General features: G+C 57.0%; 22 protein-coding genes. 14 read left to right on the top strand and 8 right to left on the bottom strand.

Features of this window, described 5'->3' with window-relative positions; translation table 11 throughout:
• The first annotated feature begins 42 nt into the window (after positions 1-42).
• The 6 genes from fdhD to FY206_RS24165 all read left to right on the top strand — a co-directional run bounded on the left by fdhD (position 43) and on the right by FY206_RS24165 (position 6,158).
• Positions 43-879 (top strand): formate dehydrogenase accessory sulfurtransferase FdhD, encoded by an 837-nt coding sequence (gene fdhD, locus FY206_RS24190; RefSeq protein WP_032644329.1) that lies wholly within the window; start codon positions 43-45, stop codon positions 877-879.
• A gap of 114 nt (positions 880-993) precedes the next feature.
• Positions 994-1,206, top strand: a complete 213-nt coding sequence (locus tag FY206_RS24185) for a YdgH/BhsA/McbA family protein (RefSeq protein WP_014072382.1) — start codon at positions 994-996, stop codon at positions 1,204-1,206.
• A 440-nt stretch (positions 1,207-1,646) separates the two neighbouring features.
• A complete protein-coding gene (locus tag FY206_RS24180) occupies positions 1,647-2,363 on the top strand; it encodes a DUF1120 domain-containing protein (RefSeq protein WP_032644330.1) in 717 nt (238 codons plus the stop codon).
• Positions 2,364-2,425: 62 nt separating this feature from the next.
• Complete coding sequence (locus tag FY206_RS24175) at positions 2,426-3,109, top strand: fimbria/pilus chaperone family protein (protein WP_077064422.1); 684 nt, start codon at positions 2,426-2,428, stop codon at positions 3,107-3,109.
• A gap of 32 nt (positions 3,110-3,141) precedes the next feature.
• Positions 3,142-5,568 (top strand): fimbrial biogenesis usher protein, encoded by a 2,427-nt coding sequence (locus FY206_RS24170; protein ID WP_077064421.1) that lies wholly within the window; start codon positions 3,142-3,144, stop codon positions 5,566-5,568.
• Positions 5,559-6,158: a DUF1120 domain-containing protein gene (locus FY206_RS24165; RefSeq protein ID WP_032644335.1), complete on the top strand. Its 600-nt coding sequence runs from the start codon at positions 5,559-5,561 to the stop codon at positions 6,156-6,158. The genes FY206_RS24170 and FY206_RS24165 overlap by 10 nt, the downstream gene beginning before the upstream one ends.
• Positions 6,159-6,200: 42 nt before the next feature.
• On the opposite strand, the gene FY206_RS24160 is transcribed toward FY206_RS24165, so the two are convergent.
• Together FY206_RS24160 and FY206_RS24155 are read right to left on the bottom strand one after the other, a co-directional pair.
• Positions 6,201-6,524, bottom strand: coding sequence for an AzlD domain-containing protein (locus tag FY206_RS24160; RefSeq protein ID WP_032644336.1), 324 nt, complete (start codon positions 6,522-6,524; stop codon positions 6,201-6,203).
• Complete coding sequence (locus FY206_RS24155) at positions 6,524-7,183, bottom strand: AzlC family ABC transporter permease (RefSeq protein WP_032644337.1); 660 nt, start codon at positions 7,181-7,183, stop codon at positions 6,524-6,526. Before FY206_RS24155 ends, FY206_RS24160 begins: the two co-directional genes overlap by 1 nt.
• Positions 7,184-7,286: 103 nt before the next feature.
• Here FY206_RS24155 and FY206_RS24150 point away from each other — a divergent pair, with 103 nt between their 5' ends.
• The 4 genes from FY206_RS24150 (at position 7,287) to FY206_RS24135 (ending at position 12,397) form a co-directional block, all read left to right on the top strand.
• Positions 7,287-7,835, top strand: a complete 549-nt coding sequence (locus FY206_RS24150; RefSeq protein WP_032644338.1) for a helix-turn-helix domain-containing protein — start codon at positions 7,287-7,289, stop codon at positions 7,833-7,835.
• 17 nt (positions 7,836-7,852) lie between these two features.
• Positions 7,853-8,848: a LacI family DNA-binding transcriptional regulator gene (locus FY206_RS24145; protein ID WP_032644339.1), complete on the top strand. Its 996-nt coding sequence runs from the start codon at positions 7,853-7,855 to the stop codon at positions 8,846-8,848.
• A gap of 103 nt (positions 8,849-8,951) precedes the next feature.
• The gene (locus FY206_RS24140; RefSeq protein WP_032644340.1) at positions 8,952-11,075 is read left to right on the top strand and encodes an alpha-galactosidase; all 2,124 of its coding nucleotides are present in this window, start codon (positions 8,952-8,954) and stop codon (positions 11,073-11,075) included.
• 44 nt (positions 11,076-11,119) lie between these two features.
• On the top strand, positions 11,120-12,397 hold the full coding sequence (locus tag FY206_RS24135) for an MFS transporter (protein ID WP_032644341.1): 1,278 nt from the start codon (positions 11,120-11,122) through the stop codon (positions 12,395-12,397).
• Here FY206_RS24135 and rhaM read toward each other — a convergent pair.
• The 5 genes from rhaM to rhaB all read right to left on the bottom strand — a co-directional run bounded on the left by rhaM (position 12,385) and on the right by rhaB (position 17,551).
• Positions 12,385-12,699 (bottom strand): L-rhamnose mutarotase, encoded by a 315-nt coding sequence (gene rhaM, locus FY206_RS24130; protein WP_032644342.1) that lies wholly within the window; start codon positions 12,697-12,699, stop codon positions 12,385-12,387. The genes FY206_RS24135 and rhaM overlap by 13 nt on opposite strands.
• Complete coding sequence (gene fucO / locus FY206_RS24125) at positions 12,696-13,844, bottom strand: lactaldehyde reductase (protein ID WP_032644343.1); 1,149 nt, start codon at positions 13,842-13,844, stop codon at positions 12,696-12,698. The genes rhaM and fucO overlap by 4 nt, the downstream gene beginning before the upstream one ends.
• A gap of 30 nt (positions 13,845-13,874) precedes the next feature.
• Positions 13,875-14,705 (bottom strand): rhamnulose-1-phosphate aldolase, encoded by an 831-nt coding sequence (gene rhaD / locus FY206_RS24120; RefSeq protein WP_032644344.1) that lies wholly within the window; start codon positions 14,703-14,705, stop codon positions 13,875-13,877.
• A 120-nt stretch (positions 14,706-14,825) separates the two neighbouring features.
• Positions 14,826-16,085 carry an L-rhamnose isomerase gene (rhaA, locus tag FY206_RS24115; protein WP_032644345.1) on the bottom strand — a complete coding sequence of 420 codons (1,260 nt, stop codon included), beginning with the start codon at positions 16,083-16,085 and terminating at the stop codon, positions 14,826-14,828.
• A complete protein-coding gene (gene rhaB / locus FY206_RS24110) occupies positions 16,082-17,551 on the bottom strand; it encodes a rhamnulokinase (RefSeq protein WP_045890571.1) in 1,470 nt (489 codons plus the stop codon). The genes rhaA and rhaB overlap by 4 nt, the downstream gene beginning before the upstream one ends.
• A 301-nt stretch (positions 17,552-17,852) precedes the next feature.
• Between rhaB and rhaS the strand changes: the two genes are divergently transcribed.
• Complete coding sequence (gene rhaS / locus FY206_RS24105) at positions 17,853-18,689, top strand: HTH-type transcriptional activator RhaS (RefSeq protein WP_077064420.1); 837 nt, start codon at positions 17,853-17,855, stop codon at positions 18,687-18,689.
• Between the two features lie 73 nt (positions 18,690-18,762).
• Positions 18,763-19,611, top strand: coding sequence for an HTH-type transcriptional activator RhaR (gene rhaR / locus FY206_RS24100; RefSeq protein WP_032644348.1), 849 nt, complete (start codon positions 18,763-18,765; stop codon positions 19,609-19,611).
• Here rhaR and rhaT read toward each other — a convergent pair whose 3' ends face one another.
• Positions 19,612-20,646, bottom strand: a complete 1,035-nt coding sequence (gene rhaT, locus FY206_RS24095; RefSeq protein ID WP_032644349.1) for an L-rhamnose/proton symporter RhaT — start codon at positions 20,644-20,646, stop codon at positions 19,612-19,614.
• 288 nt (positions 20,647-20,934) lie between these two features.
• Between rhaT and sodA the strand changes: the two genes are divergently transcribed.
• Positions 20,935-21,555, top strand: coding sequence for a superoxide dismutase [Mn] (gene sodA / locus FY206_RS24090; protein WP_004203668.1), 621 nt, complete (start codon positions 20,935-20,937; stop codon positions 21,553-21,555).
• Between the two features lie 66 nt (positions 21,556-21,621).
• Positions 21,622-22,299: a 6-hydroxyaminopurine reductase gene (gene yiiM / locus FY206_RS24085; RefSeq protein ID WP_032644350.1), complete on the top strand. Its 678-nt coding sequence runs from the start codon at positions 21,622-21,624 to the stop codon at positions 22,297-22,299.
• Positions 22,300-22,301 lie beyond the last annotated feature (2 nt).

The raw sequence follows: 22,301 nt of genomic DNA, 5'->3' as shown, positions 1-22,301 counted from the left end.
GCAATAGCAGGCTCACCTCCGTGGTTGTTCAGGAATACCGCTGTGTCTAAACAAAACCGTGCTACCCACTCGTCACCGCTGCCTGCAGGCATTGTGGAACTGTCGGTGCGCAGACCGCCCCACATTACCCACGCCACGCCCGATTTGCTGGCGGAAGAAGTGCCCGTTGCGCTTGTTTACAACGGTATTTCGCACGTGGTGATGATGGCTTCACCGAAGGATCTCGAGCTGTTCGCCATTGGCTTTTCTCTGTCGGAAGGCATCATTGCGCATCCGCGGGAGATCTACGGGATGGACGTGGTTCAGGCGTGCAACGGTCTTGAAGTGCAAATCGAACTCTCCAGCCGTCGCTTTATGGGGCTGAAAGAGCGCCGCCGCGCGCTGGCCGGGCGCACCGGCTGCGGCGTCTGCGGCGTTGAGCAGCTCAATGACATCGGCAAACCCGTTGCGCCACTGCCCTTTACCCAGACCTTTAATCTGGCAAACCTCGACCCTGCGCTTGAGCATCTCAACGACGTGCAGCCCATCGGCCAGCTGAGCGGCTGCACGCACGCAGCGGCGTGGGTATTGCCGTCGGGAGAGATTGCCGGTGGGCACGAAGACGTGGGCCGCCACGTGGCGCTGGATAAGCTGCTCGGTCGCCGGGCGCGGGAAAGCGAGCTCTGGCAACAGGGCGCGGCGCTCGTTTCCAGCCGGGCCAGCTATGAGATGGTGCAAAAATCGGCCATGTGCGGCGTGGAAATTTTATTTGCAGTGTCGGCGGCGACCACGCTGGCGGTGGAGGTCGCGGAGCGCTGCAACCTGACGCTGGTGGGCTTCTGCAAGCCGGGAAGGGCGACAATTTATACCCATCCACAGCGATTAATAGTTAATCAATAATTTTGAATGATAATAGCAAATCCTTCCGCTTTTAGTTGTCCACGATGAGGTCTAGTATTTATCTCATCAAGGCACGGTGCCTTACCTAAACAACTTAACGAAAGGGTTTAAATCATGAAAAGCATCAAAACTTTTGTCGCTGTAATCGCTCTGGCTACTTCTTTCGGTTCTTTTGCTGCGCAGACCGTAACCGCAACCGCCTCTACCATTGATGGCGCAGAAGCGAAAATCGCGGCGCAGGCTCAGGAAGCGGGTGCATCATCCTACAAAATTACCCAGGCGTTCTCCGGTAACCGCGTACACATGACCGCTGAACTGAATAAATAAGTCGTTTAGCCGCTGTCCCTTGCTCTTCGGAGCGGGGACAGGTTTCCTTTCTGCTGTTCCTTCTCCGAATTTCCCGCATATCATCTTGTATATTCCTGATTAACGAAACTGTAAACGTTTCTCCTCTTTAGTCTATTTTGTTTGAAATTTAGCAATTCTATACACAAGTTAAATACAAGGTCAGACCAGTCTTCAGAATGTATCATTAAAATGAATGTGTTGTGCCATTTTTGTTATCTGATACCGGTTTTATATACGGTTTTAATATGATTGATCTTACGTTTTAAGGAATTCCTCAAGCGTAAATCCTAAAAGGATTTTGAAATATTGATCAGTGTTATCTGAGGTGCTACCTTCCACCAAACAAACTGTTGTAATAAGTCCTGACCAGATATTCATTATCTGGTTTGTTTTGTTTTTCACCTATATAAGGAAATAAAATGAACGCGATATTTAAAAAAGGGTTGCTGGCCTCCGTGCTGGCTGTAACAGCGTCTTCTGCAATGGCGGCATCGAGTGTTGATATTAAGGTTACGGGTAAAATTGTGCCAGCCTCCTGTACGCCGGCATTCACTTCCGGTACGGGTATCGCTGACTTCGGTACCATTAAAGTTGCGTCACTGAATGATACTACGTGGACGCCCCTGTCGGATGTGAAAACTATCCCAATTACGATTACCTGCGAAGAAGCCACCCGTGTGGGTGTGACCTTCAACGATGCGCATTCTGATTCCGCGCCAACGGCAACCCTGCCGGTACCTTATTCTGACACTGATTTTCTTCTTACAACGGCAGCTACATCAGGCCTGGGTATGTATAACAGCAAGAAGATTGGTGCTTACTCAATGGGAATTAAGAAGGATGCGGGTACCTTAACAAATGATGAGGGTGAAAATCTTTACCCAATTTTTGCGAGAGATGCAAGTGCCACTTCAGGTTGGGGTACTAAAGCCGGGACACATTATTTGCAAGTTGTTACGGATAAAAGTGAGACGTATTCCTTTACCGATGTTTCAGGCGGCGATGCACCTGTTGCACAGAAACAGGTTAATTTTATTGTCGGTATCATGGCGCAGATCAGCCCAACCAACGATCTCGATATTACCGATGAAGCGACGCTGGATGGTTTAACCAACGTTGAGCTGGTTTATCTGTAATAGAGTTATAGAAAATACTCCACGTAAGTGGAGTATTATTTCAATATTAATGGACTAATATTATGCTGCTGTTAAATAGAACGCTGATCTGCGCTGGTTTGCTCGCCTCGTTTAATATCCTGGCTGCCGGAATGGTGCCAGAAACGTCGTTGTTAATTGTGAATGAAGACGAGCAGGGCGCCAGCATGGACGTCAAAAACACGGACGGTGATGCACAGCTTCTGTATACCAAATTGATTGATTTACCCGATGATCCTAAACCCGGCCTGATTGTTACGCAGCCCGTGGTCCGTGTGGATGCGGGCAAAACCCAGCGCGTGCGCTTTGTGCTGAAAAGCAGCGCTGAACCGCTGAAGGTGGAACATTTTAAGCGCGTTATCTTTACCGCCATTCCTCAGCGTGAGAAAAATAAAGTCAAAGTGAGCTTTAGTCAGAACCTGCCCGTTATTATCCGTCCAGCCGGACTGGCGGTTAATCTGGAGCCGTGGAAGGATCTGACCTGGAATATCAGTAATGGGAACATCATTGTCGAGAACAAAACGCCTTACGTTGTCCGCATGGAGCAAAAAGCAAAGTTAATACCATCGGGTGTTTTTGTTCAGTTCCCAAAAACCTATATATTGCCGGGCGAAAAAATGACGGCCAGCAGTAAAGGAAAAGTCGCGTCGTCTGAGAAGAAAATTGAAATATACCCTGCAACACGCTATGGCTATAAAGCGCAGAGTTATACCGTTGAGCTGAAATAACAACCGTAAATTTAACAATACATGGAGTGGTTATGTTAAAGGTTTCCTGTAAAAAGGGAATGCTGGCATTTTGCCTTACGGTGCTGGCTTTCAGTATTCGAGCAGAAATAAATTCTTCCGCGAATGAATCGATAGATTTGGCAAGGGCGATATTTGATACCGATGCATTAAAAAATCAGGGCCTTGATCCAAATATTGCTGATTACTACTCCATGGCTCCTCGTTTTGCTCCCGGCTACCATAACGTCACCGTCAATATTAACGGCAAGCAGCGTTCCCTTATGCCGGTTAAATTTGATGAAGAGGGTGTGCCCTGTATCGATAACGAGTTTTTGGAAAATGCGGGTTTGCTTAAAAAAACCAGACGAGGCACCTGCCCTAAAATTCATGAATACTGGTCTGGCTCGACGTTTCAGTCGTCCCCGGATATTGAAGAAATATCGATTGTCGTTCCACCGGAAGCGTTAGATCCTAATTTTGGGCGTCAATATGCGGATGTGCGTGGCGGGCGTGCGGCAATGCTGAATTACTCCATGTTCGGTACCCATAATCAATATGACGATGAAAAAGCAGATCGTTTTCAGTCAACTTTTGAACTGGGCTTTAATGCCGGGGACTGGATTGTCCGTAGCACACAATTCATCAGCGACGGTAGCGATCAAAGCTTTGATGTTGAATCACTTTATACCTACGCCCAGCGCACCTTTACCGATTACGGCGTGATGGTTCAAGGCGGCCAGATTAACGTGGCCAACAGCCGCTTCAGTATTCCGTCTCTCTACGGGATACAGATGATGCCGGATAACGCACTTCAGTCTGAAGCGGGGACCGGTGTGGAAGTCACCGGTATCGCCCGCACCCCGCAGGCGCGCGTGGATATCCGCCAGGGCGGACAGTTGATTTATTCTACGCTGGTACCTGCCGGGCCGTTTAATCTTGACGACGTGCCGCTGGTTAGCCTCAATACCGACCTGAACGTGACGGTGACCGAGACTGACGGGAGTGAAAACCGCTTTACCATTGCGGCGAGCACCTTCCGCAGCAACCACGTAGGCCGCGCGCCGGGCTTTACGATGGCGGTAGGACGCGTTGAAGACGACATGGATTCGCGCTTTGAAAATCCGTGGGTTGTCTCCGCCAACAACGGCTGGTCCATCAACAAGAGCATGAACTTCCTCGCCGGTATGGTGATGGCGGATAACCACTATTACGGATTCTCCGGAAACGTGGATACCGTACCGATGCAGAACCTGTATGCCTCACTCGGTTTTCTGGCGTCGATAGACAATCAGTCGCAAACGGACGGTAACAAAACCACGCTCGACCTGGGATATTCATTGCCGTGGGGCATCGGCCTTTCGATGGGCGGCAGCTACGGCACGCCGGATTACCGCGAAATGACGGAGCTTTACGGTGATGACGACGATATGTCGCAAACCAAGTATGACGCCAGTGTGGGTATTAGCTGGTCCAACACTACGCTCGGACGCTTTTCCCTTAGCTATTATCGCAATGAGAGCTGGAACAGCGAGTACGATAGCCGTCGCTTCATTTCATCGTGGTCGAAAAGCTTTAAATACTTCAACGTGAGCGTGAACTGGGAATCTGACGTCAGCCGCCGCGACGAAAGCGATAACGATCAATTTTACGTGAACGTCTCAGTGCCGCTCGGCCGTACTGGCGTTAATACCAGCTCCTGGTATCGTGAAAGTGAAGGTAAAAGCTCCTACGGGACACGCGCGATGGGATCGTTCAACGAGGCGAACCAGTATATGGTTGGCGTATCTCAGGATCATAACGATGACACCACCAGTTGGGACACCTCGCTGAGCAGCAATTTGCATTATACCAGCCTGGCGCTGGCGGCTGGCGGTGATAACGACAGCAACAGCAACTACTCCGCGGCGCTGAGCGGTGGGATTGTGGCGCACAGCGATGGTGTGACCTTCTCGCCTTACCGCGTGGCCGATACCTATGCCATCGCCAGACTCGATAAACCGGTAGCAGGCATTGAGATTGCGACAACGCGTGGCCCGGTATGGACGGATAAATGGGGCCAGGCGGTGATCCCTTCGCTGTCACCGTTCCGCGAGAGCACCATCGAAATCAACACGGAAAGTCTGCCGGGCAATCTGGATGTCAGAAATGGCAGAACGGCAATTAAGGCTTCTCACGGTGCGGTCGCGAAGTGGGAGTTTGCGACGTTAAGCCAGCGCCGAGTGCTGCTTTCTATCATCCGCGCGGACGGTACGCCGCTGCCGGAAGGCGTGTCAATCGTCGATGGTGCGGGTGAGTATGTGACGACCGCGCCTGAGGATGGGGTGATCTTCCTCAACGATATCTCTGCCAACCAGCAGCTCTACGCGAAGGTCGATGGGGGACGCTGCAGGCTGACGTATACCCTGCCGGAGGCTGAACCCAATAAATTTTATGAAGAGGTGACAGGGAAATGTCTCTAAAAAACGTTCATAAGTACGTGATGACGATCGCGTTGCTCTGCGGGGCATCGGGTATGCCAGCGATGGCGCAGGCCGATGACGGCGGATGCGAAATGATGTCCGCGGTAAAAACGGTCGACTATGGCCGCTACCGCAAAGAGGACATGCGCAAGGGGAGCGCTGAGCATGTGGGCAAAGTCTATAACGGTTATGCCTCGGTCACGCGGGAATTCCTGGTGTCGGTGATGTGCCCGGAGGCGCGTAAAATGCGTATCTTCATCACCGGTGCTGCCCGTGAGAATCTGGCCTATCGGTTTACGGATAGCGGAGCGATGAAGGTCGAATTTAAGGACGGTCGGGTAGACGGGAGTGTGGTGCAACTGGCCGCTGTCGATATCGGGTCGGCCGTCGTTCAGGGCGGGGCCGCACAGGTCACGCTGCCGCCAGAAAAAGCGCTGGCTGCCGTTAACGGTTCGGAAGTGACGGGAGAACAGTTCACAGCAACGATGATGGTAACGACCTACCTTTCAGGCAAAGCGTTTAGCGTAACCAACACCACGGATTTTAACGAGACGTTGACGCTAAACGTTGACGCTCTTCCTGCGCAATAAACCCTCTGATGCCCGGCAAATGTGTACTGCCGGGCATTTCTCTTAATGGATCCCCGTCAGACGCAGCAGCGCCGTAACGACCGCCGCCGCCACGATCACCACAATTAACGGCATTTTCCGCCAGGCTAAAAACACCGCAAAAGCCACGCCGAGCACGCGGGCCATGCCGGCGAAATGCTCCCCTTCATAGAAGGTTGTCGCCAGCGCCACGGAAAACAGCAGCACCGTTGCCGCGTCAGACAGCAGCGCCTGAGAGCGTTCGGACAATGCCAGCCTGCTGCCCAGCTTCGCCCCGCCAAGACGCATCAGATACGTTCCCGCAGACAAAATGGCGATGCCGAGAATAAAAAAGGTCATATTTCCCATTATTTTTTCCTCGCCGCGAGACCGAGTAAAGAGAGCAGCACCGGTAAACCCACCGGGGCGAACGGCACGGCGGCCAGAGATAATACGGCGCCGCTGCAGGCGCGGATGAGCGTGGTACGATTTTTAAACGCGGGAACCACTAACGCCAGCAGAATGGCGGGAAATACCGCGTCCAGCCCGATGGTTTCCGGATCCGGGAGCAGTTTACCGACCATGGCCCCCAGCAGGGCCCCCAGCGGCCAGATAATCGCCACGCCTAAGCCGCACAGCCAGTATGCCGCCTTACGCTGCTCGGGCGTTTTTTGCGACAGGCCAAACACCACGCTTTCGTCGTTCATGATGTGGCAGCCCAACAGGCTCAGGCCGCGCTTGCCCACCAGCTCACGGACCGTCACGCCAAACGGCACGTGCCGCGCGTTGACCAGCAACCCCGCCGCCGCGGCCGCCAGCGGGTTACCGCCGCTGGCCACAATGCCGATAAACATAAACTCTGAGGCGCCCGCGAGCACGGTGATGGAGAGCACAAACGGTACCCAGACCGGGAATCCGTAGGCCATCGCCAGGGAGCCGTAGGACATGCCGACCACGCCGACCGCGAGGCAGACAAGAATGATTGCTTTTATGGTGTCGCCTTTCAGGCAGGAGAGATGATGCTTCATACAATTTTAGCCATATCGAACGTGTATCCATTATAATGAACGCAACAGAACTGTTTTTCAAGACGAACGATTCGTTCGATTTATAGAACAAAAGGGCCGTTATATGACGCAGCCAATCAGCGTGATCGCCAAAAGCCTTGTGCGCGAACGCCTGCGAACCGGGCTTTCACTGGCGGAAATTGCCCGCCGTGCCGGGATCGCGAAATCGACGCTTTCACAGCTGGAGTCCGGCAACGGTAACCCTAGCCTGGAAACGCTGTGGTCGCTCTGCGTGGCGCTGGATATTCCTTTCGCCCGCTTGCTTGAGCCGCAGCTGCCAACCACCCAGGTGATCCGCCGTGGTGAAGGGACGAAAGTGGTCGCCGGACAGGCAAACTATGAAGCCATATTGCTGGCGGCGTGTCCACCCGGCGCCAGGCGCGACATCTATCTGCTGCTCACCCAGCCGGGGGCAGATCGTATCTCCCAGCCGCATCCTCCGGGGTCAGTTGAACACATCATTGTGACGCAGGGACGTGCGATGGTCGGTTTGACCGACGCAGCGGAAGAGCTGGGGCCGGGAGATTACATCTGTTATCCCGCCGATCGGCCGCATATCTTTAAGGCGCTGGAGCCAGACACGCACGCGCTGCTGGTGGCGGAACAAAATTAACGTAGATACGGAAAATCATGTCGCTTAAAGCCATTGCCAAAGAGCTGGGACTCTCCATTACCACCGTCAGCCGCGCCCTCAACGGCTATGACGACGTCTCTGCTGAGACGCGCGCCCGCGTGGAAGCCGAGGCTCAGCGCCGTGGTTACCGACCCAACACCTTCGCCCGCCGCCTGAAGATGGGCAAAATAGACGCCGTCGGGCTGGTGTTTCCCGTCCATCCTGTTCCGCTCAATAACAGCGTATTTATGGACATGGTCGGCGAAATTAGCCACGAGCTGGCGCGACATGAAATTGACCTGCTGCTCATCGCCGACGACGATCTGGCGGATAAGCACAGCTATATGCGCATGGTGCAAAGCCGGCGCGTCGACGCGCTGATTGTGGCGCATACGCTGGATCGCGATCCGCGTCTTGAGCAGCTGCAGGCCGCCGGGTTCCCTTTCCTGGCGCTCGGGCGTAGCCAGCTGCCGCAGCCTTACGCGTGGTTTGATTTCGATAACTATGCCGGTACGTACAATGCTACCCGCTGGCTGATTGAGAAAGGCCATCAGCGTATCGCGCTGCTCGGCGAAAGCAATAATCAGGCATTTATCACCCAGCGCCGTCAGGGCTATCTGGACGCCCTGCGGGAAGCCGGGCTTTCCAGCGAATGGCTACGCGCCATGCCGCCGTCGCGCCGCGTGGGGTATGCCACCACGAAAGAGCTGCTTGCCCTGCCGCAGCCGCCTACGGCGATCGTCACCGACTGCAACACCCACGGCGACGGGGCGGCGATGGCGCTCGCACAGCTGGGGCGTTTATCCGGCGACAACGCCGTGTCGCTGGTGGTCTACGACGGACTGCCGCAGGACAGTATCGTGGATATCGACGTGGCGTCGGTGATCCAGTCCACCCGTCAGGGCGTCGGAAAACAGATTGCCGACATGGTCCGCCGGCTGATTAACGGCGACGATATTGCGCAGCTTCAGGTGCTCTGGCAGCCGGAATTCTCACCCGGGCAGACGGCCTGAATATCTCCATTTTCTAAACCCGATCACAAATCCGAAACGTTTTGGTTTGTATCCGAAACGTTTCGGATCAAAACTCAAGGCATCCCATGACAGGAGATGTCTGATGCAAGATTCTATTTTACGACTTGAAAGCGCGACGGTGGATGTGGTGATAAAAACGCGCCCGTTCGCCGAAATTATTTACTGGGGGCCGCATCTTCAGCACTTTTCGCCGCAGAATGCTGAAACCCTTTCCCGGCCCGTTGCTAACGGCAGGCTGGACGTTGACTCCCCGGTTACGCTGATGGCTGAGCTCGGTCACGGCCTGTTTGGCTCGCCGGGCATTGAGGGGCACCGACAGGGGCTGGACGGCTCCCCGGTATTCAACACGACGCGGGTGCAGCAGGACCTCAACGCCCTGACGATTACCGCTGAAGATGATTGCGCGGGCCTTCGCCTGACCAGCGAGCTGGCGCTGGACGCCAGCGGCGTGCTGGTGGTTCGTCACGGTTTAACGAACCTGAAAGCACGTCCCTGGCAGGTTGACCGCTTCGCCGTTACGCTGCCGGTGGCCGAGCGCGCCCGGGAGGTAATGGCCTTCCACGGACGCTGGATCAGAGAGTTTCAGCCGCACCGCGTTGATCTCGAACACGACAGCTTTGTGATTGAAAACCGCCGGGGTAAAACCTCCCACGAACATTTCCCTGCCCTGATAGCCGGTACGCCGTCGTTTAGCGAAATGCAGGGTGACGTCTGGGGCGTGCATCTGGGCTGGAGCGGGAACCACCGCCTGCGCGCGGAAGCGAAAACCGACGGCCGCCGTTATATTCAGGCCGAAGCGCTCTACCTGCCGGGGGAAATGGCGATTGAAGAGGGCAATACGCTCTGGACGCCGCGCCTGTACGCCAGCTACTCCGCGCGCGGCCTGAACGGCATGAGCCAGCCGTTCCACCGCTACCTGCGCGACAACGTCATCCGCTTCCCGGAAAATAAACCGCGTCCGGTGCACCTCAATACCTGGGAGGGGATCTACTTCAACCACGATCCGAACTACATCATGCGCATGGCCGACGAGGCCGCCGCGCTGGGCGTGGAGCGCTTTATTATTGACGACGGCTGGTTCAAAGGCCGCAATGACGACCACGCCGCGCTGGGCGACTGGTATCTGGATGAGAAAAAATACCCGGACGGCCTGACGCCGGTGATTGATCGCGTCAAACGGCTCGGCATGGAGTTTGGCATCTGGGTTGAGCCGGAGATGATCAACCCGGACTCCGATCTGTATCGCGCCCATCCCGACTGGGTGCTGGCGCTGCCGGGCTACGCCCAGGCGACCGGGCGTCATCAGCTGGTGCTCAACCTCAACATCCCGCAGGCCTTTGATTATCTGGTAGAACGCATGAGCTGGCTGCTGGGCGAACATGCGGTCGACTACGTGAAGTGGGACATGAACCGCGAGCTGGTGCAGCCGGGACACAACGGTAAAGCCGCCGCGGACGCCCAGACCCGTCAGTTTTACCGGCTGCTGGACGTGCTGGGCGAGCGCTTCCCGCACGTTGAATTCGAATCCTGCTCTTCCGGCGGCGGGCGCATTGATTACGAAGTGCTGACCCGCAGCCACCGCTTCTGGGCGTCCGACAACAACGACGCGCTGGAGCGCAGCACCATCCAGCGCGGCATGAGCTATTTCTTCCCGCCGGAGGTGATGGGGGCGCATATCGGTCATCATAAATGCCACGCCACCTTCCGCCAGCACAGCATTGAATTCCGCGGCCTGACGGCGCTGTTTGGCCATATGGGGCTGGAGCTGGATCCGCTCACCGTTGATGAGAAGGAGCGCGAGGGGTATCGGCATTACGCCGCGCTGCACAAGCGGTGGCGAGAGGTGATCCACCGCGGCACCCAGTGGCGGATTGATATGCCGGACGCCACCACGCTGGCGCAGGGGATAGTGAGCGAAGATAAGGCGCAGGGGCTTTTTTTGGTCAGCCAGCTCGCGATGCCGGACTACAGCCTGATGATGCCGCTGCGCATGGCGGGGCTGGAGGCCAGCGCGCAGTACCGCGTCGCGCTGCTCGATCACCCGAATATTCAGGTGACGGGCGAAGGCGGGCACACCATGCGCAAGCTGCCGGCGTGGATGGAAACACCGCAAACGGTGAGCGGTGAGTGGCTGATGGAGGCGGGCCTTGCGCTGCCGATTCTGGACCCTGAAACCGCCATTTTGATTGGCGTGGAACGCGTGTAAAGGTGATGGGCCGGGAAACTGGCCCTCCGTTGAGGATAAAAATAATGAACACAACAACCTGTACCCACAAAGACAACCCCAATTTCTGGATCTTCGGGCTGTTCTTCTTTCTCTACTTCTTCATCATGGCCACCTGCTTTCCGTTCCTGCCGATCTGGCTCTCGGACATCATCGGGCTGAATAAAACCCACACCGGGATTGTTTTCTCCTGCATCTCGCTGTCGGCCATTGCGTTTCAGCCGGTACTGGGCGTGATTTCGGACAAGCTGGGGCTGAAAAAACACCTGCTGTGGATAATCTCGGTGCTGCTGTTCCTGTTCGCACCGTTCTTCCTGTACGTCTTCGCGCCGCTGCTGAAGACCAGTATCTGGCTGGGGGCGCTGAGCGGCGGGTTATATATCGGCTTTGTCTTCTCGGCAGGATCGGGAGCAATCGAGGCCTACATCGAACGCGTGAGCCGCAACAGCTTCTTCGAATACGGCAAGGCGCGCATGTTTGGCTGTCTCGGCTGGGGGCTCTGCGCGTCGACGGGCGGCATCCTGTTCGGCATCGATCCGTCGTATGTTTTCTGGATGGGGTCGGGAGCGGCACTGCTGCTGATGCTGCTGCTGGTGGTCGCGAAGCCGAAGCCCAACCAGACGGCGCAGGTGATGAACGCCCTGGGGGCCAACCAGCCGCAGATCACCGCCAGAACCGTCGTTAACCTGTTCCGCCAGCGCAGAATGTGGATGTTCATTCTGTACGTGGTTGGCGTCGCCTGCGTGTATGACGTTTTCGATCAGCAGTTTGCCACCTTCTTCAAAACGTTCTTCGCCACGCCGCAGGAAGGCACTCGCGCCTTTGGTTTCGCGACGACGGCGGGTGAAATCTGTAACGCCATCATCATGTTCTGCTCGCCGTGGATCATTAACCGCATCGGCGCGAAAAATACGCTGCTGATCGCCGGGGTGATAATGGCGACGCGCATTATCGGCTCGTCGTTCGCCACCACCGCCGTGGAGGTGATCGCCCTGAAGATGCTGCACGCGCTGGAGGTCCCGTTCCTGCTGGTGGGCGCCTTTAAGTACATCACCGGGGTATTTGATACCCGTCTGTCGGCGACTATCTATTTGATCGGCTTCCAGTTCGCGAAACAGTCGGCGGCGATTTTCCTTTCTGCCTTTGCCGGGAATATGTATGACCGGATCGGCTTCCAGGAGACGTACCTGATGCTGGGCTGCTTCGTGCTGGCAATTACGGTGGTGTCGGCGTTTACGTTGAGCAGCAGGCAGGAGATTGCTGCCGCCTCGGGGGCAGCAGCGTTAACGCATCAGTCCAGGTAAAACACGTCGGCAAGCTCCGCACTCACCGGGCTGTTATCCGGGTTTGACGGCATAACGTCGGCCATATGTTTCCACCAGCGCTGGCAGACATCGGTGTTTGCCACCGCGTTCCAGCGCTCCTCCGATTCAATCTCAACGGTCGCAAACAGCAGGTGGCGCGCTTTGTCGAGATAGATGGCGTAATGGTGCGCGCCGTGGTCTTTCAGCACCGCTTCAAGCTCGGGCCAAATCGGATTGTGGCGACGCGCATACTCCTCGTGCGCGTCCGGATTGACCTGCATCACAAACGCTTTGCGGATCATAATCCCTCCAGGTACAGCTCGCGGACCTCATCCCGGCTGGCGGAACGCGGGTTACACGGCGCGCACGGATCGGCGAGCGCTTTATCCAGCCAGCCTTCGATATCCGCTTGGGTTACGCCGAGCTGGCTGAAGCCTGATGGAATGCCGACGCGGGCGCTCAGGTCGCGAATCGCCTGTATAGCCGACTGGCTTGCGGCTTCATCGCTCATGCCGCGGGTGTCGACGCCCATCGCCTGCGCCACGCGGGCGAAGCGAGCCACCGCGTTCGGCCGGTTAAAGTTTTCGACGATCGGCAGCAGGATGGCGTTGCACACGCCGTGCGGCAGGTTGTGCGTCGCGCCCGGCTGGTGCGCCAGCGCATGCACCAGCCCGAGTCCCGCACTGTTAAAGGCCATGCCAGCCAGATACTGTCCAAAGGCCATCTGCTCGCGCGCCTCCAGGTTATGACCGTCGTCGACCGCTTTCGGGAGCCACAGAGCGATCAGGCGAATGGCTTCCAGCGCGTTGGCGTCGGTGAGCGGGTGCGCGCCGACGGACACGTAGGCTTCAATGGCGTGGGTCAGGGCATCCATACCTGTTGCGGCGGTCACGGAGGCTGGGATCTCAAGCATGACGCTGGCATCGTCAACGGCGATATCCGGGATGATGTTCGGGTCAATGATGACTTCTTTCACCTGACGCGCGGAGTCGATGATCACCGCGTTGCTGGTCATCTCCGCCGCCGTGCCTGCGGTGGTGTTGATCGCCACCAGCGGCACGCCCGCGTTTTTGACCTTCCCGACGCCGGAATAATCGGTGGACGGGCCGGGGTTGGCGGTGAGGATTTTTATCGCCTTGGCGGTATCAATCGGGCTGCCGCCGCCAAAGGCGATGACGTAATCACACTCCGCGTCCCGGTAGGCTGAAAATCCCTTTTGCACCAGGGCTTCCGTCGGGTTCGGGAAGACCTCATCGAACAGCTGGTACGACATCTGATGGGCGTCCAGCGCGGTAAACACGCTGTCGAGCAGGCCCAGCTTCACCAACTGGCCGTCGGTGACAATCAGCGCTTTTCCCCACTGCTTGCTCGCGACCAGGTTGACCATATCGCCGATTGCGCCCGCGCCGTGCAGGCTGATTTTGGGAAGTGCCAACATAAAGCTCATGATAATTCTCCTTAACTATCGTCTATGGCGTTACACGACTAAATCCAAAGCCGACTGCATCGGGGTGACGCCAAAGCGTTTGCCCAGGGCAATCAGCTCTTCGCGGGTAATGGTCTGCTTCATGCCGCCCATGGAATAGACCTTCACCAGCACTTCAGCTGATTTTTCAGCGGTATCGATCAGGCCGAAAGTTTCATCCAGCGTTGGGCCGCTGCCGAAGACGCCGTGGAACGGCCACAGCACCAGAGAATGCTTTTGCATCTCTTTGGCGGTTGCCTGGCCGATCTCGTCGGTACCGGGCACCATCCACGGCAGAATGCCGACGCCGTCCGGGAACACCACCAGACATTCGGTGCTGCCTTCCCACAGCTTGCGGGTGATGAGATCGGCGTTGTTTTCCAGAACATAGGTCAGGGCAATCAGGTTGGTGGCGTGGCAGTGCATAATCACGCGGTCTTTGCCATGGGTCGCCTTGATGCGCTGGCAGTGCGAGAGGAAGTGCGCCGGCAGTTCAGAGGTGGGCACCGCGTCATCGGTCAGACCCCACAGAATGTGGTAGCCCGCGCCGTCGCTGTCTACTTTTACCACGCCGAGGTTGGCCTGAGGATTAAGCTGGACGTTACGGAAGAACTTGCCGGAACCGGTGACGATAAACGGTGTGTTGGCGAGCAGCGGCATCGGCTGGCTCAGCGCAATATAGCGCGGCTGCTGGTAGAAGTCGGCGGCGAACGGCTCGATGTCCGCATCGTCCAGGCGCAGCGTCAGGTTGCCGCCGTTGCGCTCGTCCCAGCCCTTCAGCCAGGCGTCGGAAGTGGCTTTGATCATGCCCTGGACGAACCAGGAGGTGGTGATGGTCTGCATAGTTATTTTTCCAGTTATCGCGGTGAGGTTGAACCCCTCACCCTAACCCTCTCCCCAGAGGGGAGAGGGGATGGTTTGCTCCCTCTCCCCTTTGGGGAGAGGGCAGGGGTGAGGGGGCAGTTACCCGCGCTTACTCAACACGTCTCTCTCATACGCCCGCACGTTGTCCAGCCACTGGCTGCCCGCAGGCACGTCGTTGCGCAGGCAGTACATCTCCCACACCGCCTGCCACGGCAGGGATTTCTGCTCTTCCAGCAGCGCCAGACGCGCGGTGTAGTCGCCGTTAGCCTCCAGCTGTTTCAGCGCGGCGACAGGCTCCAGCAGGGCGCGCAGCAGGGCTTTCTTCATGTTGCGGGTACCGATGACCCACGCCGCGATGCGGTTGATGGAGGCATCGAAGAAATCGAGGCCAATGTGTACGCGGTCAAACAGGTCGTGACGGATGATTTCGCTGGCAATTGCCTGGGTTTCGTCGTCCAGCAGCACTACGTGGTCGCTGTCCCAGCGCACCGGACGGCTAACGTGCAGCAGCAGGCGCGGCACGTAGAGCATGGCGGCGGAAATTTTGTCGGAGATCACCTCCGTCGGGTGGAAGTGCCCGGCATCCAGACACAGGGCGGTCTGGCGGCTGGTGGCGTACCCCATGTAGAACTCGTTCGAACCGACGGTGTAGCTCTCGGCGCCAATGCCGAACAGCTTGCTCTCCACGGCGTCGATGTGATGCGCCGGGTCCAGCTTCTCGCTGATGGCGTCATCCAGCGCGGCCAGCAGGCGCTGGCGCGGGGCCAGACGGTCAACGGTGACGTCCTTCATGCCGTCCGGGATCCAGATGTTCATCACTGACGGCGTGCCGAGCTGTTCGCCGAACCAGGCGGAAACGCGGCGGCTGGCCTTGACGTGGTCGATCCAGAACTGACGGATTTCATCGTTGGCGTGGGCAAGGGTAAACCCGTCGGCGCTCAACGGATGCGAGAAGCAGGAGGGGTTAAAATCCAGTCCCAGCCGGTGGGATTTCGCCCATTCAACCCAGTGCTTAAAATGTTCCGGTTTGATTTCGTTACGCGCGACCGGCTCGTCGGATTCGAGATAAATCGCGTGCAGGTTCAGGCGCTTGGGTCCTGGGATCAGGCTCAGCGCCTGCTCCAGATCGGCGCGCAATTCGCTCGCGTTACGCGCTTTACCCGGATAGTTACCGGTTGCCTGAATGCCACCCGTCAGAGAACCGCCTGGGTTTTCGAAGCCGGCGACGTCATCGCCCTGCCAGCAGTGCATAGAGACGGGCAGACGGTCGAGCTGGCGCAGCGCCTCTTCGACATCCACGCCGACGGCGGCGAAACGCTGTTTAGCCAGGTCCCAGGCTTGTTCAAGTTGAGTGGTCATGCGCAAAGCTCCTTAGTCAGTCGGTTTTGCTGAAACTGCGCCCGGTAGCGGGCAATTTCATGTCGGGGATCGGGTGCGAAGGTGGTCAGACGGGTATTCGCGGCCACCACCGAACGGAAATCGTCAACGCTGGAGAGTTCGTCCAGGGCCATCAGCTGAATGCCAATATTGCCGAGCGTGGAGGCCTCAACGGGTCCCGCTATCACGGTGATGCCGCAGGCGTCGGCACAAAGCTGGTTAAGCAACCGGTTCTGGCTGCCGCCGCCCACGATGTGCAGCTGGCTGAAGGGTTTTCCACGCAGCTCAGCCAGCTCGCTCAGGATGTCGGCATAGAGCAGGGCGAGGCTATCAAAAATGCAGCGCGCCAGCTCGGCAGGCGTGGACGGCACCGGCTGGCCGGCTTCAAAACAGGCGGCCTGGATTTCGGCGCTCATGTGGACGGGATTAATAAAGCGGTCGTCGTTAGGGTTGATCAGGAAGGTGCAGGCCTTCAGCGTGTCGGTTTGTGCGATAAGCGCAGTCAGGTCGGTTATGTTCTGTTCTTTCAACACGCGCTGGAGCAGCCACAGGCCCATGATATTTTTCAGCACGCGGTAGCGCCCTTCGGCACCGCCTTCATTGGTGATGTTTGCTGCGAGAGCGGCGTCGCTGGTGTACGGCGTTTTGCTCTCAAAACCCATCAGTGACCAGGTGCCGGAAGAGAGGTAGGCCGCGTCTTTGCTCGCCAGCGGGGATGCAATGACCGCGCTGGCGGTGTCGTGACTCGCGACGGCAACAACGGGGATTGCGTTCCCCTGCGGGCACATCCACTGACCGATCACATTCCCCGGATGGGTCGGCGTGCCGAACCAGGAAGGTGATGCCCCCGTCCAGGCCAGCAGGCGTTCATCCCAGCTATCCGAGTTGATGTTGACCAGCTGCGTGGTGGTGGCGTTGGTGTATTCCCAGTTCATGTTGCCGGTCAGGCGGTAGCTCAGGTAGTCCGGGATCAGCAGCGCATGGGCCACGTCCGCGACCCACTCCGGCTGTTGCTCGACCAAAGCGCGCAGCTGATAAAGCGTGTTAAACGGCAGGAACTGAATGCCGCTGCGCCCGTAGATGTTGTCTTTGCCAAGCTGGGCGATAGCGTGAGCCATCAGGCCGTCGGTGCGGCTGTCGCGATAGGAAATCGGCAGGCCGACGCGCTCGCCGTGGCTATCGAGCAGCACGTAGTCCACGCCCCAGGTGTCAATGCCAATGCTGTCGATGCGAATGCCGTCGTTGCAGACGTTGTTCAGCCCGGTGCGGATCTCTGCTTCCAGGGCATCAATATCCCAGGTATCAAAACCGTCCTGCTTTTGCAGGCAATTGGCGAAACGGTGCATTTCGCGAAGCGAAAGCGTGCGCACGTCGCCATCCCAGGTGGCGAGCATTACGCGGCCGCTTGATGCGCCTAAATCGACGGCCACACAATGGCGAAAAGTCATGGTCGGGTCCTTTCTTAAGTCATTAGCGGTGAGTGTAAGAAAGGGAAGAAAAAGCTGCCTTTTCGCCACTGACAGGTCAAATCCTGCGCTGGCAAGAAAGCAAAGGTGAACGTGAGGGAGTTCACAGTTTCCAGCCGTGGCGGGGTTTTCAGGCAGTGTGACGCTGACCGCATTTCCCGATCTTTCCGCTGATTTCTTGAAAATCGAACCGCTTTTGCGCGGTTTGCTGCCGGAAATTTAAGGTGAGCATGAAAGGCCTTAATTACTATTTTGAGAACATTTCTCATTAGTGGGGGCCGTTATGACCGTACTGCACAGCGTCGATTTCTTTCCATCGGGAGCGGCTCCGGTCGCGATTGAGCCGCGGCTCCCTCAGGCCGCGTTCCCGGAACATCATCATGATTTTCATGAGATTGTGATCGTTGAGCATGGAACGGGTATTCACGTATTTAACGGCCAGCCGTACACCATCAGCGGCGGTACGGTGTGCTTTGTGCGGGACCACGATCGGCACCTGTATGAACATACCGACAATTTATGTCTGACCAACGTGCTCTATCGTTCCCCGGACGCGTTCCAGTTTCTTTCTGGCTTAGACCAGCTGTTGCCGCAGGAGCAGGACGGGCACTATCCGTCCCACTGGCGGGTAAATCAGTCCATATTGCAGCAGGTGCGCCAGCTGGTAGGTCAGATGGAGCAGAGCGGGGACGGGCAGGAGACGCACGCCATTGCCACGCGTGAGCTGCTGTTTATGCAGCTGCTGGTGCTGCTGCGCCGCAGCAGCCTGGTGGAAGGGCTGGACAATAACGACGCGCGCCTGAACCAGCTAATGGCCTGGCTGGAAGATCATTTTGCCGAAGATGTCTGCTGGGAAACGCTGGCGGACGATTTCTCGCTCTCGTTGCGCACGCTGCATCGCCAGCTCAAGCAGCAGACCGGACTGACGCCGCAGCGCTATCTTAACCGCCTGCGGTTAATCAAGGCGCGTCACCTTTTGCGCCATACGGATGAAAGCGTTACGGATATCGCCTATTGCTGCGGTTTCGGCGACAGTAATCACTTTTCAACGCTTTTTCGCCGCGAGTTTTGCTGGTCGCCGCGTGAAATTCGACAGGGGAAAGACGCGTTGCTTCAGTAACGCGAGGGTAATCACCGTTTTCAGGGCGTAAAAAGACTAATAATGTTCGGTTATTGGCGGTAGAGGTTGTGCTGTGGCTGCTCATTTAGTTCTTCGCAAAGATGTTTTTTTCGCCTCTGCGAGTCAGGCCGTCGCGGTGGCAGACCGCTACCCGCAAAACGTCTTTGCCGAGCATACGCACGAGTTTTGCGAGCTGGTGCTGGTCTGGCGCGGCAACGGCCTGCACGTCCTCAACGATCGACCCTACCGCATCACGCGAGGCGATCTGTTTTACATTCGCGCTGAAGATAAACACGCCTACGCCTCCGTTAACGATCTGGTGCTGCAAAACGTCATTTACTGTCCGGACAGGCTGAGGCTCAACGTGGACTGGGCGGCCTGCATCCCCGGTTTTCTTGATGCCCGAGGCGAAGCGCACTGGCGCTTGAGCGGCAGCGGCATGGCGCAGGTGCGGCAGGTCATTTCCCACCTGGAGCAGGAAAGCCAGAAGAACGACCCCGTCGCAAACCAGATGGCGGAGCTGCTTTTTGCCCAGCTGGTGATGACGCTGAAGCGCCATCGTTACGCTACCGATAATCCTTCCGCCACGGCGCAGGAAGCGCTGCTGGATAAGCTCATTACCACGCTTGCGGGCAGCCTGAACAAAAGCTTCGGGCTGGAGAAATTCTGCGAGCAGGAACAGTGCAGCGAGCGCGCGCTGCGCCAGCAGTTTCGCACCCAGACGGGGATGACGGTAAACCATTACCTGCGCCAGCTGCGCATCTGCCACGCCCAGTATCTGCTGCAGCACACGGAGCTGCTGGTGAGTGAAGTGGCAATGCGCTGCGGTTTTGAGGACAGTAACTACTTTTCGGTCGTGTTTAACCGCGAGGTGGGGATGACGCCGGTTCAGTGGCGTCATCGCAGTCGAAAGGCAGCGTAATCAGTTCGCCATGCCGAGGCCGACGATGTTGGCGGCGATAATAATCACCACGCAGCCCAGGCTCAGCACGCCCACCGGACGGCGTCCGGCGTTGTTCCACTCTTTAAGCACCAGACCCACCAGTCCACCGCACAGCACGTAGAAGCTCATGTGCAGCATCCAGCTCATGTAGTCGTACTGCGCCGGAATGCTGGCGTGGCCCCAGGCATAAAAGAAGAACTGCAGGTACCACATCAGGCCGCCGAGGGCGGAGAGCAACACGTTGGTGATGATAAGCGGTTTCGCCAGCGAGAAGTCGTTTTTTATCGACAGATCCTTCACTTTTGCCAGACGAACAATGCAGAAGCCGAGGTTAACCAGCGCGCCGCCGCCCATAATCACCACGTAGCTGGGTAGGGCAACGTACAGCGGGTCGACGCCCAGCGCCGCGGCCGCTTCGTGCATCGGCTTGGCGGCATTCATGGCGAACGACATCCCCGCCGAGAAGATGCCGCACATTACCGCCAGCAGCAGCCCTTTTTTCAGGTTGAACTCTTCGGCCCTGATGCCCATCTTGCGCTCTTTCAGCTGGCCCGCGCGGGTGACAATACCGACGCCGATCACCGCGACCAGGACGCCCAGCAGCGTCATTCGTCCACCCTGCGTGTTAATCAGCACGTCGACATTACCGTTGAGTATTGGCGTCATTAGGGTGCCGACGATCAGCGTAATGCCAATCGCGATGCCGATGCCCATCGACATACCGAGATAGCGCATGGTGAGGCCGTAGTTGATATTACCGATGCCCCACATCGCGCCAAACAGGAACACCGGCAGCAGGGTAGACGCGTTGAAGGAGGCAAAGTAGCCCCAGAAATCGGGCAGCAGCATGGCGCTGATGGTCCACGGCAAAATCAGCCATGACACGGTACCGCCAACGGACCACATGGTTTCCCATGACCAGCCTTTCACTTTTTTAAACGGGGCATAGAAACAGGCAGCACTGGCGGCGCCTATCAGATGCCAGAAGATACCCATCGTAATCGCATGATTCATTTTTACATCCTCGTCGTTTTTAGCGTCGGCGGCTTCCCGTCGACTTGATGAGTGTAAAAATTAGGCAGTTTGGGAACCTTCAGAAGGTTGCCGCCCTTCTGTTCTTGATGGCAATCAGCACGTTAACCACGTGAGCAGACTCACATTTCTGCTATTCATTGAAAAACGAATAACCTTAGAAAAACTACGGCATTGATAATCATTTTCAATATCATTTAATTAACTATAATGAACCAACTGCTTACGCGGCATTAACAGCTGTGCCGCCCGACAATAATGGAGAGGATTATGAGTTATACACTGCCATCCCTGCCGTATGCCTACGACGCACTGGAACCGCATTTCGACAAGCAGACGATGGAAATCCATCACACTAAACACCACCAGACCTACGTGAACAACGCGAACGCCGCGCTGGAAAGCCTGCCAGAGTTCGCTAACCTGTCTGCTGAAGAGCTGATCACCAAGCTGGACCAGCTGCCAGCGGATAAGAAAACCGTGCTGCGCAACAACGCGGGCGGCCACGCTAACCACAGCCTGTTCTGGAAAGGCCTGAAAACCGGTACCACCCTGCAGGGCGACCTGAAAGCGGCTATCGAGCGCGACTTCGGTTCCGTTGACAACTTCAAAGCGGAATTTGAAAAAGCCGCTGCTACCCGTTTCGGCTCCGGCTGGGCGTGGCTGGTACTGAAGGGTGACAAGCTGGCGGTGGTGTCTACCGCTAACCAGGACTCCCCGCTGATGGGTGAAGCGATTTCTGGCGCATCCGGTTTCCCAATCCTGGGTCTGGACGTGTGGGAACACGCTTACTACCTGAAATTCCAGAACCGTCGTCCGGACTACATCAAAGCCTTCTGGGACGTGGTGAACTGGGACGAAGCCGCAGCGCGTTTCGCCGCTAAAAAATAAGGTTGCATTGACGCCTGTGAGAAGCGAGTCTGATGACTCGCTTTTTTTGTATCTGAAGGAGTAGATATGCACCACTATCCGGTCAACGTGTTTACAGGCAAGGTAAGGGAGTACGACGGCAGCCGCCCGAGCGCCATCGCCAAAATTCAGGTCGACGGCGAACTGACGTTAACCGAGCTTGGGCTGGCGGGCGACGAGCAGGCCGAAAAGAAAATCCACGGCGGGCCGGAGCGCGCGCTGTGCCACTACCCCCGCGAGCACTATCAGCACTGGAAAACCGAATTCCCCGAGCAGGCGGATCTCTTCGTAGCCCCCGCGTTTGGTGAGAATCTCTCCACTGAAGGGCTCACCGAAAAGAACGTATTTATCGGCGATATCTACCGCTGGGGCGATGCCCTGATTCAGGTGACGCAGCCGCGCTCGCCGTGCTTCAAGCTCAACTTCCACTTCGGTATTCATGACATGTCGTCCCAGCTGCAAAGCGCGGGTAAAACCGGCTGGCTGTATCGCGTGGTGCTGGCCGGACAGGTTTCGGCGGACGCGCCGCTTGAGCTGGCTTCACGCCTGAGCGACGTGTCGGTTTATGACGCCTGCGCCATTGCCTGGCATATGCCGTTTGATGACGAGCAGTATCACCGCCTGCTGTCGGCGGCGGGGCTCTCGACAAGCTGGACCAGAACGATGCAGAAGCGGCGCTTAAGCGGCAAGATCGAGGATAATTCGCGGAGATTATGGGGGAAATAACT

This window comes from Enterobacter chengduensis, assembly GCF_001984825.2.
Lineage (GTDB): Bacteria > Pseudomonadota > Gammaproteobacteria > Enterobacterales > Enterobacteriaceae > Enterobacter > Enterobacter chengduensis.
The sequence above is the reverse complement of the archived record's forward strand: the minus strand, read 5'-3'. Positions and strand labels throughout refer to the sequence as shown.